Source organism: Vibrio quintilis, from assembly GCF_024529975.1.
Taxonomy (GTDB): domain Bacteria; phylum Pseudomonadota; class Gammaproteobacteria; order Enterobacterales; family Vibrionaceae; genus Vibrio; species Vibrio quintilis.
Map to the genome: position 1 here is coordinate 459,563 of NZ_AP024898.1, position 15,281 is coordinate 474,843.

A 15,281-nucleotide genomic window follows, 5' to 3' on the forward strand; every position below is an offset into this window, starting at 1 on the left:
TGCTTGCTTCCTGAACCACTTAAGGTCGGATTACTCTAACGATCAATAAGCTCAAATTATCTGATGGATCTTCTGAAAGTGTGGAGAGGGTTAAATATAAGTAAAATTAATCATTTAACTTTAACCATATAGTTATCTTTATTAATTTGTTGGGGAATTGATTCGATTTCGTTCTCATAATATACAATTGCTCCTTTTTTGATCGATTTATTTTGTTACCTTCGCTTTGTTTGGTTATGCGATTGGTTGATATGAGTTTCATGTTGACCAGGATGAGATTAACCAGATTTCCTCCCCCATTAACAAAAAGTGAAGGATAGATATGAAGCTTTTATCTACGACTCAAAGCCTGATCTGCGGTTTAGGAATTGCATTTGCATCCTCTGCTAATGCAGGCTTTTCATTAAAAACAGACAGTAACTTTTATACAGTTGATACCAATGCCGGTGTGGTCTTTAGTATCCGCAGAACAGATAATAATTCGAGTACCCAGTCTGCGGGAGATATCGCATCTTTAAAAATTAATGGCAAAGAATTTCAGAATCAGTCCCGTGGCTCTCAAATCAATGCTGGCTTTGACTGGCTGTATAAAAATACCTCTGATGTGAATGTCAGTGCGTCTAAAATTGGTTCTGACTACATTAAAATTACCGTCAAAGCCGGAAAACTGACGCATTATTATATGGCGCGCAAAGGATATCCGGATATTTACATGGCGACTTATTTTACCAGCGAACCGGATGTTCATAATCACGTACGTTATATCCTGAGAATGAAGCGTGACCAGCTTCCTGATGGCCCGGTACCGTCAGATATTTCTAAAACCAAATCAACCGTTGAAGCAAAAGATATTTTTTCTCTGAGTAACGGTGAAACCCGTTCCAAACATTATTCCAATCAACGTCTTAAAGACTGGAAATACATTGGGGCGAAAGGAAATAATGTCGGGATCTGGGTCGTCAGGGATGATATGGAAGGCAGTTCCGGCGGGCCTTTTTATCGTAGCCTGCTGAATCAGGGAACGGAAAATGATCAGGAAATTACCTACATCATTAATTATGCTCAGGCACAGACTGAAAGCTACAGGTCCGGGATCCTCAATCACTATACATTAGTGGTGAATCAGGGACAGGCGCCATCAACCGATATTGATACCAGCTGGTTCAGTAAGATGGGATTAAGCGGTTATGTTGCTGACAGTAAACGGGGCCGGGTTTCCGGTGTCGGAATCAATAACCGGAATACCGACTACGATTACACGGTTGGCTTTTCGAACAGCAAAGCACAGTATTGGGCGGATGCGAATGTTGCCAGTGGTTACTTCAGTAAAGATCATATGCTGCCCGGCACTTATGACATGACTATTTATAAAAATGAACTGGCGGTTGATAAACGGCAGGTGAAAGTAACAGCAGGAAATACGACGGTCTTAAATACGATTTCAGTTGACAATGATCCGGGTAATGATGGCGTCATCTGGCGGATTGGTAAATGGGATGGCTCGCCGCAGGAGTTTTTAAATGGCAGCAAGCTGACAACCATGCACCCGTCTGATGTGCGGTTGAGTGACTGGGATGCATCGAACTTTATTGTGGGCAGCAGCCGGACCAACAGCTTCCCGGCTTATATCTGGAAAGATGTGAATAACGGTCATGTGATTTATTTCCGCCTGAATAAGTCTCAGCGGGAAAAAGCACATACATTGCGCATCGGGATTACAGATGCACTTTCCGGCGGTCGTCCCCGGATCTCAGTAAACAACTGGAGTTCGAAAATTCCGGCGGCTTCTGAGCAGCCTGAAACCCGAAGCCTGACAACCGGCAGTTACCGGGGCAACAATACCACATTTGAATATACGATTCCGGCCAGTGCATGGAAAACCAGTGACTCAGAATGGAACAGTCTGGTCGTTAATGTGGTGAGTGGCATGACTTCATCGGGTTACCTCTCTCCGGCCGTGAGTGTGGATGCGATTGATTTACTGAAATAATCATCTGTCCTGTAAATCAAAATCACCGTCATATCTGTCCCGGAAAGGGGGGGCGGTGATTTTCTGATATGAATTCAGGGTGAGTTTGTGCGGTAAGTGCCCGGACATATAATCAATAAAAACTCTGAGCCGGGCCGGCATATATTGTGTTTGAGCGTATTGCATCACGACCGCCCCATGATAACTGCTTTTGATGGTCCAGCTTGTCATCAACTGTTCTACTTCTCCGGCAGCCAGTGCTTCCTGAATCACAAAATCATGGAAAATACCAATGCCCAGACCGTGTTTGACGCCATTAAGCCGCAGCTGCGAGTGGTTGACGGCATATCTTCCCGTGACCGTAATGGTATGAGATTCACCCTCACGCATGAAGGTCCAGATATGATCTTTACTGTGTTCTGCCAGATACAGGCAATCATGACTGATCAGCTCTGTCGGATGCTGTGGGTTACCATAAGTCTGAAGATATTCAGGGCTCGCGCACAACACAAGATTGGTTTTTCCCAACTCTTTCATCACCAGGTTCTCATCGGGTTGATCTGTCAGGCGAAACGCAATATCAATGTGGTTTCTGAATAAATCGATCGGCCCATCCACAGAGCGTAATTTTAGCTGAATGTCCGGATATTGTTTTAAAAACGGCACGACAAAAGGTTGTAATACGGAATTCAAAAATGCTTCAGGTGCCGCGACGGTTAAAGCGCCTGACGGGCGTTGGTGATCGGTTGCTGAGAGTTCAACCGCATGCTGTGCGGCATTCAGCATTCGTAAACATTGATCATAGACCTGCTGGCCTGTCTGGGTGATGACCAGCTTCCGGGTGGTTCTTTCCAGTAATTTTACTGATAAAGCCTGTTCAAGCCGGGTGACCAGCTTGCTGAGTGCTGAAGGGGTGACATCCATTTTTGCTGCTGCCGCCGTAAAGCTGCCTTCATTGACAATCAGAATAAATGTCGCCAGATCCGGCAGGAGACTAATGAGTTGTGTTTGCTGCATCGCGATTTACCCTTGCATATGAAGACTAAATTTTACTCATTAATGAATTCAATTCAATAATGATTTTCCTGTAAGAGGGATAATGACTTCCTCATCTATGCATTACACTTATCACTAAAGAGCGTTGCCCTGATTTTTTACACTGTAAACAGGTTTCGTATTCGATCGCTGTTTATAACGTATCATACTGATAATAAAAGGAAACAGAGTATGTCATCTGTGTTTTACCAACATATTCAGCAGCAGCTGAAGCTCGTGAAAGAAGAAGGTCTGTACAAATCTGAACGGGTGATTACTTCCCCACAGAAAGCGGCAGTCGAAGTGGCTGGTGCAAATGAGGTCCTGAACTTCTGTGCCAACAATTATCTGGGACTTGCCAACCACCCTGAGTTAATCAGAGCGGCACAGGCGGGGATGGAAACGCATGGTTTCGGAATGGCGTCTGTCCGGTTTATTTGTGGTACGCAGGATATCCATAAAGAGCTGGAACAGAAGTTATCTGCATTTCTCGGCAAAGAAGACACCATCCTTTATACATCCTGTTTTGATGCTAATGCAGGCTTGTTTGAAACGCTGCTGGATCAAAATGACGCGATTATTTCTGACGCGTTGAATCATGCGTCGATCATTGATGGGGTGCGCTTATGTAAAGCGAAGCGTTTCCGTTATGCCAACAATGATATGGCTGAACTGGAGCAACAGCTGATTGCTGCCGGAGATGCGGGTGCACGGCATAAAATGATTGTGACCGATGGTGTTTTTTCGATGGATGGCGTGGTTGCTAACTTACCGGCGATTTGTGATCTGGCAGAACAGTATGACGCACTTGTGGTGGTCGATGACTCTCATGCAGTTGGTTTTATGGGAGACAACGGACGCGGTACACATGAATACCATCAGGTGATGGATCGGGTTGATATTATCACCGGCACCCTGGGTAAAGCGATGGGCGGTGCATCGGGTGGCTATACTTCAGGTAAAAAAGAGGTGATTGACTGGTTGCGTCAGCGTTCCCGGCCGTATCTGTTCTCTAACTCGGTCGCACCGGCAATTGTTGCTGCTTCTATCCGGGTGCTGGAGCTGCTGGCGGAAAGTCAGGAGCTGAGAACGCATTTATGGGAAAACGCTGCGCACTTCCGTAAGAGAATGACTGAAGCCGGGTTTACCCTGGCGGGTGCCGATCACGCGATCATTCCTATTATGCTGGGTGATGCCAAAGTGGCTGCAGAGTTTGCAGAAAGAGCACTGGCGAAGGGTATTTATGTGGTGGGGTTCTCATACCCGGTCGTGCCGAAAGGACAGGCCAGAATCCGGACTCAGATGTCAGCGGCACATACGACGGAACAGCTGGATAGGGCGATCGACGTGTTTATTCAGACCGGACGTGACATGGGCATTATCACCTGAGCGGTAAACAGGCTTTAGATGAGGTATTCTTTATGAAAATCAAAGCACTATCCAAAATGAAACCAGAACCGGGAATCTGGATGACTTCCGTCGATATGCCGGAAGTTGGTCACAATGATCTGCTGATTAAGATCCGTAAGACGGCAATCTGCGGAACCGATGTCCACATTTATAACTGGGATGACTGGTCGCAAAATACAATTCCGGTGCCGATGGTAGTTGGACATGAATATGTCGGGGAAGTCGTTGGCATGGGTCAGGAAGTCCGTGGCTTTTCTGTCGGAGACCGGGTGTCCGGAGAGGGCCATATCACTTGCGGGCACTGTCGGAACTGTCGTGGTGGCAGGACACACCTGTGCCGGAATACCATCGGTGTGGGTGTCAACCGGACCGGTGCTTTTGCTGAGTATCTGGTGATTCCTGCATTTAATGCATTCAAGATTCCGGATGAAATTTCAGACGATCTGGCAGCGGTGTTTGATCCATTCGGTAATGCGGTCCATACCGCACTTTCGTTTGATCTGGTGGGTGAGGATGTGCTGATTACCGGCGCTGGCCCAATCGGCATTATGGCGGCTGCGGTTGCGCGTCATGTCGGTGCCCGCCATGTGGTGATTACTGATGTCAATCCTTACCGGCTTCAGCTGGCAGAGCAAATGGGGGTAACCCGCGCTGTGAATGTAGCAGAACAGAAGCTGGAAGAAGTGATGGCTGAATTGCAAATGACGGAAGGCTTTGATGTCGGGCTGGAAATGTCCGGTGTTCCGGTGGCGTTTAATTCAATGCTGAAAGCTATGACCCACGGGGGCCGGATGGCGCTGCTGGGTATACCTCCTTCTCAAATGGCGATTAACTGGAATGAAGTGATTTTCAAAGGGCTGGTGATTAAGGGTATCTACGGCAGGGAGATGTTCGAAACCTGGTATAAGATGGCAAGCCTGATCCAATCTGGCTTAGATTTAACCCCGATCATCACCCATCATTTCAAAATTGATGATTTCCAAAAAGGCTTCGACGTCATGCGTAGCGGGGCTTCCGGGAAAGTCATACTGGAATGGGACTGATTTTGAAAGCGCTCCGGATGGGGCGCTTTTTGGTTTTGTGACTAATGTATGGATGATCAGTAAAATGGAAGATAGGGCGGTATTTAGCCCCAAAAAAAGCCCTAAGAAATCACGATGATTTGATAACTGTTTTGAAATCAGATTGAATCGCCTGAAAATTATCCACTTTGTATGGACGCTACACTTTGCGAGTTAATAAAATCCTCAAGTGCATATGTAACATTTTGAATTGACTGTTGATCTAGATTTTTAAGTGATTTGAAACACAACTGTTTGGTTTCATATGGTTTTATCCGTTTTAAACGATTTAACTTAAAATTCCCCAAGATATTCAAGCTCGGCTCCGTGCATGAAAATACATATATGAACAGTTGGCCTACTAAAAATGATGTCGCTTGAGTGTTGTTCTCTATTTTTCCAATGTGTGATTCTGCAGTCGCAACAGTACCGAGTCGCACCGACGTGCGAGAGTATGCACAAATATCATTCGTATCATGCTTCGCTATATAAATCTTAAAGTACTCGGGGATAGTTTGCTTCTTGCAAAATCTCCGCAAATCTTCTTTTGGAGTTGAGTTAGTCTTTTGTTTCGTGTGTTCTGCAAGCATAGTTTTCATCGTGACCCACATGGAAAACAGCTGAAGTTGTTGTCTATCTAACTTCATGTCGCAAGGTGTGATTGCATTCTGAAGAATAGGTTTTACTTTCTCTTCCAGTGCACTCATCCAACCATTGTTGCAAGTTGCACATACAACCCTGAATTTCTTTGTAGCCACACACCCAGATCGAGTATTAATTTTCTTTTCAGCATCATCTAATTTTGGTGTTGCCTGAATTGAACCATCAATATATTTAGCAGCTTCATTTTTGCCGAGCTGCTTGCCAAACCAATCTGGCCAAAAGTGTTCTTTAGTCAACCCACTCTGTCCGCAAAAAATACAAAACTTTTGTTCCATTACGATCCTTTTCACTTAACGCTCCAATAATAGGCTGAAACGGAGTGGCTTGTTAGGCTCATTGTAATTCAATTGATTTAGACCACTCAGTCTTAAACATATTCTCCAAGACTCTATTGTGAACCGTGACGGAATGTAGACCTATGGCGGATTCAACCATCTTGGTTTCACCAAAATCCGAACTCGAAACCCATACAGTTTCAGGGCCTACCAAGACAACCTTTGCATTTAATATCGGATGTAGCGCGATTTTTACTTTAGGAAATAGAGATTTTATTCTTGTTGCGTTTTCTCGGGCGTCCTGATTCGCAATAATAAATATTTTGTATGGGCGTTTAGAAAATATTTGCGCAATATACTCTGGGTTAGAAAGACCATGAGTCATTATGTACAAGTCATCGTCAATTTTTCCTAATTGCGAAAGTCGGGTATTCCATGTGCTTGCATTTATAGAAAATTTAGCATCATCACATGAGAACGCGAAGCCAGCATTGTCGTCGGTGAAAGCCATTTTTTCTCCTTTCCATTGTTTCTAGCGCAGCTTAACTGCTTATTAGTGCGCATGCGCGTTTTCTAAACCTATTATCTCAAATCAAAAACGCATAACGTATCGATAGATAACAAACACAAAAATAGACGGGATATGCACACCTTGCGCAAGAACACAAATTGTCATACTCATACAACACTAGGCATCTCTGCTTAACGGTCGCTAGCTAATCAATATCATTGACCAAATACGTAGCAATTCAAATGCACTGGGTCGCTTGAAGAGGATACTTTGAGCATATCCACATATTTTTTATGGTTTATGTTGAGCATCTCACCATGAATGTGAGCCATGGTGAATTTGGTATCGTGGCTTGATGTAACTTGGAACTGGACAGAACCTTCTTAGTGTCGGAAGACAATAAGGTTTGTTCGGCCAAATGTTAAATGAGCTGCATGGTTTGAACAGCAGACATTCGGCTCTGGCTACCACCGTTTTCAGGTTTTACTTCTCAGACTGGAGATAATCGTTGATGTAACGTGCAACCGTAGTTTCATGAATACGAAGCGCCTGTGAAATCATTGCATTGCTCCACCCTTCGGAAGCAAGCAGAACCGCTTTGAGAGGGTCGCACATTCGACTGTCACGAGTGGAGTCATGCATCTGTTCGAGTTCTTGTTTCTTCTGTGGAGATAGCGTCACTTTCATGTTACGTAGCATGATCCTGTTTTTAAGGAAAATCAAGCATCTTCAATGATCACGGGTATAGTAATGACTGTACCCCCCACTTTGTTTTGGCGACCACATATAGCCACCGCTTGTTTCTTGTTAAAATATCGAAATTTCAATGCGTTAGACAGCATGGGTTAGCTATCAGCTTCAACCACAGCCAATAAGCGGTAAATATGAACAGCAAGATAGGTCACTTCTTCATTAGAAATGGTTTGCCCGTAGGTTTCTTCCATGTACTCACGAACTTTAAATGCTCCATTCATCGCCTTTGGATATTTAAACTGAAGATGTTCAAATAAAGGGTCTTCGTTGTCATGCAACATCTTGTCCGCGAAAAACCGCTCAACGAAATACTTAACGTGTGTGATAAATCGGGTGTAATGAATGTCGTCATTAGCAGTATCCCGCCCAAGAGTGTAACGAACAATATTGACAATTTTCCCCACTAAATGTGCGTATTTGGCCCCATTAGTATCAGTAGTATCACCGCTTCGAGCATTAATGATATGGAAAGCGACATTTGCCGCCTCTTGCTCAGGTAGTTCAAGAGATAAGCGTTCTTTCAGTAGTGACAGCGCAAATTCACCCACTGAAAATTCACTACGATAAAAAGTCTTGATCTCCCAGAACACACGATTGGTAACTGGTAGCTCTTTCTGAAATCGTTCCACCGCAAAATGAAGGTGATCAGTCAAAGCAAAATAAACTGCATTATTTAGCTTCTGCCCGGTCACCTTTTCTGCGTAAGTGACCGTTTCCTGTACCAGTTCAAAATAAACCGCAGGTATGGAATCTATGCTATCAAGCATCTGCTTAACGTAGAGATTATCAACGGGCATAAAGACCTGGCTGACATCATCATATTTGATTTTCGCCCCTTCTTTCTTTCCGTATCCAATCCCTTTGCCAAGCAAGATCATAGGTTGACCATTTTGCTCAACCAATACCACGCTCGAATTCAATGTTTTCTTAATGGTTAGCACAGATTCCCCTGTTGAAACTTAAAGTGTTGAACCGTTGGTTTTTATAATGTTCTGATACCAGTAAAACGAATCCTTTTTCATACGCTCTAAGGTTCCGTTTCCTTCATCATCCTGATCGACGTAAATAAAGCCATAACGCTTAGACATTTGAGAAGTGCCCGCGCTGATCAAATCTATTGCACCCCAACTTGTATACCCGATAAGGTCTACGCCTAGCTCGATTGCTGCTTTCATTTGCTCGAAGTGAGCTTTGAAATACTCAATTCGGTAAGGGTCATGAATTTGTCCATCAACAACCTCATCTTTTGCACCCATACCATTTTCGACAATCATCAATGGTTTTTTGTATCGGTCATAGAGCTCAAGCAGAGAAATTTTCAGACCTAGCGGGTCGATTTGCCATCCCCAATCCGTTGATAGCAAATATGGGTTTTTCACACCCAAAATGGTGTTCCCTGCCGTAATTTCCAAATCATCACGAGCCGATTCAGTCAGAGACATATAGTAACTGAAGGAAACAAAATCTACCGTATGCTGTTGCATGATTCCGAGATCTTGAGGCTGAATATCTATATGAATGCCTTCCAGTTCCCAGAGTTTTTTGGTGAGGCTTGGATATTCACCAAACACTTGCACATCAGCGTAAGATAAATTTTCAAGATTCTTTAGCAGTGTTTTTTCCACATCTTTCGGATGACAAGTATTTGGATACGTTGTTAATTTGGTCAACATACAACCCATTTGACTGCCCGGTATGATTTCATGGCAATCACGCGTTGCGATTGCTGATGCAACAAACTGATGATGCAGCGCCTGATAAATCACTTCGCGTTCTTTGCCTTCCGGGCATTTGTCTGGAATGATACCTGCCGTAGTAAATGGATGACGGAAAATACTGTCTATCTCGTTGAACGTCAGCCAGTACTTCACATAGGGCTTAAACTGTTCAAAACAGACTTTGCTAAAGCGGACAAAATGATCGATCACTTTACGATCAGCCCAGCCATTATTCTTAACCGCTAACGCCAGTGGCATTTCATAGTGAGAAAGCGTAACAATTGGCTCAATATTGTGTTTTTTCATCTCTTCAAACACATTAATATAGAACTGTACGCCTTCCATATTTGGCGTTTCTTCTTCACCGGTAGGGAACAAACGTGACCACGCGATAGAGATACGCAACGCTTTCATCCCCATTTCACCGAACAAAGCAATATCTTCTGCATAACGATGATAGAAATCGATACCGCGACGCTTTGGATAAATAGCATCCGATTCGTCTTTCATTCCCTCTGCAATGAACTCTGAAGTAATCGCCATGTGAGCATCATAATCTTTTACATCAACATTCTTTTTATAGGTCGCCATGTCAGCTACAGAAAGGCCTTTACCACCCTGATTCCAACCTCCTTCTACCTGGTTAGCAGCAACTGCGCCACCCCATAAAAATCCTTCTGAAAATACATTCTTACCACTCATTACGCTAATTCCTCTACCATCATAATGACATCTTGATTTTTCACTTGTTCTTTCTGTTCAACGGATTGAAGCTGATACTCATCTGAATTTGCAATCACACAAACCACGACTGTCTCATAGCCACTTTGTTCTATCTGTTCACGCTCAAATTTCACAAGAGGTTGGCCTAGTTCAACTCTGTCTCCTGACTTAACCATCGTCTCAAAGAACTTTCCTTCTAACTGAACCGTGTCGATACCGATATGGAAGATCATTTCAGCACCATTATCTGCAACCATATTAATCGCATGACCGGTTTCATAAACACTGGTAATTTTGCCGTTTACAGGTGCGTACAACACATTCTCACTCGGGATCACCGCGATCCCGTCACCGATAAGCTTTGATGAAAATACATCATCATTCACTTGCTCTAAAGGAATCACTTTTCCTGATACTGGTGACTTAAACGGAAACGCTTTTTCAGCCTCTTTATCAGCTTTAATGGGTGTGTTTTCGGTTTCATTATCACCACGCCATAAAATCAGTACAGGAATGAAAGAAGCGAAGAAGGAAACCGGAACAGCAATCAATGCATAAATTAGATTCATTGGGTCATCTGGTGAAGTAAACATCGAAATACTTGCAAGGCCAGGACCAACCAGAGCAAAGGCTTCGATAGCAAATAAGCCAATAATTGAACCACCAATTGCACCACCAATCATCACGCTGTACAACACAGGTTTATGAAGCAGGGTGATACCGTAAATTGCCGGCTCAGTGATACCAAATAACGCAGAAATACCTGCAGAAATCGCGGTTGATCGTAAAGCGACATCCTTGGTTTTTAATGCCACTGCAAAGCTTGCACCTGCTTCAGCAATGTTGTGAGCTAATGATGCAGGAAGATATAAAACTTCTTTACCAAACTGACTCATTGAGTTGACTGCGTAAGGGATCATCGCTTTGTGCATACCTGTTGCAATCATAAACGGCAAGATTGCTGCTAATAAACCTACGGCAATGAAACCTAAGGTATTAAATATAGACAGAATAACGGTCGACATTCCCATACCCACGGTATATCCCAATGGGCCAAGCACCAATAGGGTTACAGGTACGGTAACAGTTAAACACACCAGGGGAACAAAAAAGACACGAATAGATTTTGGTGCGTAACGCGTCACCCAACGTTCCATTTGCGAATAGAACAAAACTGTCAAAATCGCAGGGAAAACCTGAAAAGCATAAGGAATATTCTTGAGAGAAATTTCAAAAACAACCGCGCCACTGGCGAGTATTTTGGTCATGCTCGGAATAAGCAACGCACCCACCGCAGATACTGCCACCAGAATATTCACTTTCAGTTTGGTGGCAGTGGTAATAGCAACAAGAACAGGTAGGAAATAAAGTGGTGCACTACCAATTGAATCTAAAATCGTATATACCGAAGAACCTTTTTCCATCCATCCGACACTGACTAACAGAAGCAACAAAGATTTTAATACACCGCCACCAGCGACAGCTGGAATTAATGGCTGGAAAATACTAATCACGAAATCAATCAGCACAGCAGACCATTTTTTGTTTTCCTGAACGACTTCTGTGCCACTAACATCCCCTACAATTTCTTTTAGTGCGTCATAAACCTCAATGACTTCATTGCCAATAATAATTTGGCACTGCGCTGTTTTCCTTACACCAATCACGCCCTGAACAGATTCCAAAGCCTTATAATCTGCTTTTGAATTATCAACGAGCGTAAGCCTAACTCTGGTGGAACAATGAGTAAGGTGAGAGATATTTTCTTTTCCTCCAACATGTTGGAGGATCCCCTCTGCTGTTTTTATGTAATCCATAACACATCGCCTTTGTGAATTTATTTAAACAAAAAAAAAGACCCAGAGAACTGAACTCATTTCTAAGTTCAGTTCTCTGGGTCCTGCCTGCTTTACCAGTTACATGCCCGAAGCAATTTGTGTATTCATGTTATTTCCATATCAATGGCGAGTTCAAATCTCAAAATAATGAAATCATACAAAGATCATATAATTAATATAAGTTTTCAAATCATTCAGGATTCAAATCACATATTAATTATTTTTAACCTAAATAAATACGCCCAACTCATGAGCAAATTCAATATAAAACTATGCTTATCATCACAAAATATAATGCATCTTATATCATCCAGAATAGCGAACAAGCTCCATTCCAACACAACTAATTTAGAATCTTCTTACATTTCCCAGGCAAAGGAATGTAAGCGCACCATAAACACCGCGTTCATGCCCTCTGTTCCCAATCAAGATCTTACCTCAATCAACATGGAGGTAAGATCATGGCCAAACGCCGCAGTGACCAAGCATCACGCACTGGAATCTGGTAATTTTGGTTTAACCATAAAAAGTAACACGAGCTTTACACTGCCCTAATCGATAACCATTGGTAGGGCAAAAGTTCTTTAACAGAATACGAATGAGTGTTTGCTCTAACACAAAGGGGCAGAAGTTTGTCGCGGTGAGTGGGGAACCAACTACTAAGAAATACTTATGAGTTGCCAGCACGGAATGGGGCATAAATGAGTTGGAGTAATCGGTCGGGCCTGATTTGATTAAACTATGGATTAAAAAGTGGCAGATGGTGCCCTGACTTGTACTAATCCATGTGAATCACTTTCTCTGAACCTTCAGCAACTACCGCCACACCCGATCAGATTCTCTTTTATTCGATTCAACAAGCCACTTACCATATATTTTCGCTACCATCGTGATATCGGCGTGGCCCATTTGCTGAGCAAGGTAACTGACGTTCACATTCGCGTGAGTGATCATCCAGCTTGCGTACGTGTGCCGGAGCTGATACTGGCTTCGGTGCTCAACTCCGGCTTGCTTACACAGATACCGCCAGATTCTTCCTAAAGCACGCTTCCCATAATAATTGAATACCCTGGACAGTCACTATTAAAAAATATGCAGCAGATGTCTTACAAATTACAAACTTTCAGCTAAATTTAGCCGAAGAAGTATTTATTCGCTTGAATTATAGTCGACTTGTTATTGATTTCTTTTATATTTTCTGAGGCGAGGCATAGTAATGATAGCTTAAATTATGAAGCCATCAACATGTGTTTTATTGAAATGTTTTTTTATAAATATGAGACAGTCAGCTATCCCGATCCATAAGCATCGCCTTCGTTCAAGGTTGGCTATGACCTTCAGGATTTCGGATTGAGAGAGGGATAACCGGGTGAGAATTGTAGGTTGGCGTTCATCGATCCATCCACGTTTGTCCGCGCGAATTTGCCTGCCAGCGAAATCAACCCATTCGATATAGTCTGTCAGCCGGAAAGGAATACCATCAGGCTGCTCCTGATGTTCATAACCGGTAAATGGATAAAGGTTATGAGGTGTTGGTTGATTCTCTTCCAGCGCATCCAGCCGTTTTTTCAGCGAGGTGTATTCAGAGGTTTCCGGCGTTCTTGCCATTTTGGCCCGGACCGGATTGAGATCAACATAAGTCATGGCCGCAAGCAGTGCTGCTTCATCCAATAAGGCCTGTGATTTAAATCTGCCCTCCCAAAAGTGACCGGTACAGCCATCTTCACGATTCGCCTGAACGGCAATTTCAAAGTTTAGCTCCTTCATCATCCAGCTCAGGGAGCATAAACGCTCCCGCCATTGTTGAATGATATGTTGACAGCGTTTGAATTCTGCTGAGCAGGTACATTGACGCTTGATGTATCGCTGAAGTAATAAAGGGAGTTTGTGCTCTTGCTGCCAGCGTTCAATGACCTGTTGATCCGTCAGTGATTGAGCTTTCGGGCGATTGATATGTAAGACTAAATGATAGTGATTGGTCATCACCGCATAAGCGCAGATATCGATACAGTAGATATTTGCCAGTTTGAGAATACGTTGCTCCAGCCAGTCCCGCCGGTGCTCATAGGAGCGGCCAGAAACGGCATCTTCTCCGCATAGAAATGACCGGCGTACACAGCGGGAGACACAGTGATAATAAGGTGTCACAGCCAGGTCAATTTGTTGGGAGCGGGGTGTCGTCATAACAATTCTTGCTGAGGGTGGATGAACCTATCATGCAGCGGAAAGTGATGGATGAAAAGCGGGGATGACAGAAGTGCATAACAGGTAACATGAATCGTGAAATATGAAGTGAAATCAGGAGTGATGATACGTGCGATTTGTCGCAATATTTGAGATGAATATTTTGAGATAAGCGATTTTAGCAGTGTCTGTCCAATAAGAATTCAATAAGAATTTCGTAACAAGAATTTTAGCAACGTCTGTCCCTTAAGTGAGCATGTCTGTCCCCGTAACAGCTCCGGTACATCCAGCCCGAAAAATTTCATTTTGTATATACCCCAACAACCTGAATATGCAGGTCTCAGAGCCTGACAAACTCACCCGCAGGGCGTGAGCTGAATCATGCATCTTCAGGTTGCTTGGGTATAATAAAATAATCATCATGACAGCAACGTATTCAGGATCATGCATCTTTCCGCTCTGTCATGTTTCAGCCCGGTTGAAAGCAACGAGGTGAGCAAGAATGTATAAAACAATCATAGACTTTTGGTTTGCTGAGCTTGAACCAAAGCAATGGTGGCAAAAAGATGTAGCTTTAGATGTGTTGATTAAAACCCGTTTTGGTGAATTGCATGATCAAGCTAAAGCCGGCGAGTTGTTTCGGTGGCGGGAAACGGCATTTGGCAGTCTTGCTGAGATCATTATTCTTGACCAGTTTTCACGAAATATTTATCGCGGGAGGCCAGAGTCGTTCGCATGTGATTCATTCGCGTTGTCACTGGCTCAGTTTGCTATATCGAAAGGTATGGATAATGAATTATCAGAAACACAGCGTGGTTTTCTGTTTATGCCATTCATGCACAGTGAATCAAAAGTGATTCATATTGAAGCTGTAAAGCTATTTGAATCGTTGAGTCATCCAGATCACCGGGATTTTGAATATAAACACAAAGTCATTATTGACAGGTTTGGCCGCTATCCTCACCGTAATGAGATTTTAGGCCGTGTGTCCACACCGGAAGAAATTGAGTTTCTCAAACAACCGGGTTCTGATTTCTGAGTGAACAAGGGATCAGGATAGTGAAGAATGGAATGGTTCTCTGACATTGTCGTGTCTGTCCTGTAACTGGCGTCTTTAACTGATATTTCAGCATAACCGAAT

At 43.4% G+C, this 15,281-nt stretch carries 11 protein-coding genes and 2 pseudogenes; 4 read left to right on the top strand and 9 right to left on the bottom strand.

What is annotated here, in order from left to right:
* Window positions 1-322: 322 nt before the first annotated feature.
* On the top strand, window positions 323-1,990 hold the full coding sequence (locus tag OC443_RS20615; RefSeq protein ID WP_073580362.1) for a rhamnogalacturonan lyase B N-terminal domain-containing protein: 1,668 nt from the start codon (window positions 323-325) through the stop codon (window positions 1,988-1,990).
* 81 nt (window positions 1,991-2,071) lie between these two features.
* Here OC443_RS20615 and OC443_RS20620 read toward each other — a convergent pair.
* Window positions 2,072-2,986: pseudogene (locus OC443_RS20620) on the bottom strand (LysR family transcriptional regulator); the annotation flags it as partial.
* 210 nt (window positions 2,987-3,196) lie between these two features.
* Between OC443_RS20620 and OC443_RS20625 the strand changes: the two are divergent.
* A complete protein-coding gene (locus OC443_RS20625) occupies window positions 3,197-4,393 on the top strand; it encodes a glycine C-acetyltransferase (protein WP_073580366.1) in 1,197 nt (398 codons plus the stop codon).
* A 32-nt stretch (window positions 4,394-4,425) separates the two neighbouring features.
* Window positions 4,426-5,457 (top strand): L-threonine 3-dehydrogenase, encoded by a 1,032-nt coding sequence (gene tdh / locus OC443_RS20630; protein ID WP_073580368.1) that lies wholly within the window; start codon window positions 4,426-4,428, stop codon window positions 5,455-5,457.
* A gap of 158 nt (window positions 5,458-5,615) precedes the next feature.
* Here the strand turns inward: tdh and OC443_RS20635 are convergent, their stop codons facing one another.
* The 8 genes and pseudogenes from OC443_RS20635 to OC443_RS20670 all read right to left on the bottom strand — a co-directional run bounded on the left by OC443_RS20635 (window position 5,616) and on the right by OC443_RS20670 (window position 14,140).
* On the bottom strand, window positions 5,616-6,413 hold the full coding sequence (locus OC443_RS20635; RefSeq protein WP_073580370.1) for a hypothetical protein: 798 nt from the start codon (window positions 6,411-6,413) through the stop codon (window positions 5,616-5,618).
* A gap of 58 nt (window positions 6,414-6,471) precedes the next feature.
* Window positions 6,472-6,924 (bottom strand): hypothetical protein, encoded by a 453-nt coding sequence (locus tag OC443_RS20640; RefSeq protein WP_073580372.1) that lies wholly within the window; start codon window positions 6,922-6,924, stop codon window positions 6,472-6,474.
* Between the two features lie 424 nt (window positions 6,925-7,348).
* A pseudogene (locus tag OC443_RS20645) lies at window positions 7,349-7,611 on the bottom strand (helix-turn-helix domain-containing protein); the annotation flags it as partial.
* A 158-nt stretch (window positions 7,612-7,769) separates the two neighbouring features.
* Complete coding sequence (locus OC443_RS20650; protein WP_073580374.1) at window positions 7,770-8,618, bottom strand: PRD domain-containing protein; 849 nt, start codon at window positions 8,616-8,618, stop codon at window positions 7,770-7,772.
* 18 nt (window positions 8,619-8,636) lie between these two features.
* Entirely contained in the window at window positions 8,637-10,097 is a 1,461-nt protein-coding gene (locus OC443_RS20655) for a glycoside hydrolase family 1 protein (protein WP_073580376.1), read from the bottom strand.
* Entirely contained in the window at window positions 10,097-11,935 is a 1,839-nt protein-coding gene (locus OC443_RS20660; RefSeq protein ID WP_073580378.1) for a beta-glucoside-specific PTS transporter subunit IIABC, read from the bottom strand. Before OC443_RS20660 ends, OC443_RS20655 begins: the two co-directional genes overlap by 1 nt.
* 837 nt (window positions 11,936-12,772) lie before the next feature.
* Window positions 12,773-13,033 carry a tyrosine-type recombinase/integrase gene (locus OC443_RS20665; protein ID WP_262021790.1) on the bottom strand — a complete coding sequence of 87 codons (261 nt, stop codon included), beginning with the start codon at window positions 13,031-13,033 and terminating at the stop codon, window positions 12,773-12,775.
* A 147-nt stretch (window positions 13,034-13,180) separates the two neighbouring features.
* Window positions 13,181-14,140, bottom strand: coding sequence for a transposase (locus tag OC443_RS20670; RefSeq protein ID WP_073580384.1), 960 nt, complete (start codon window positions 14,138-14,140; stop codon window positions 13,181-13,183).
* 502 nt (window positions 14,141-14,642) lie between these two features.
* On the opposite strand from OC443_RS20670, the gene OC443_RS20675 reads away from it, so the two are divergent.
* Window positions 14,643-15,179: a DUF924 family protein gene (locus OC443_RS20675; protein WP_073580386.1), complete on the top strand. Its 537-nt coding sequence runs from the start codon at window positions 14,643-14,645 to the stop codon at window positions 15,177-15,179.
* Window positions 15,180-15,281 lie beyond the last annotated feature (102 nt).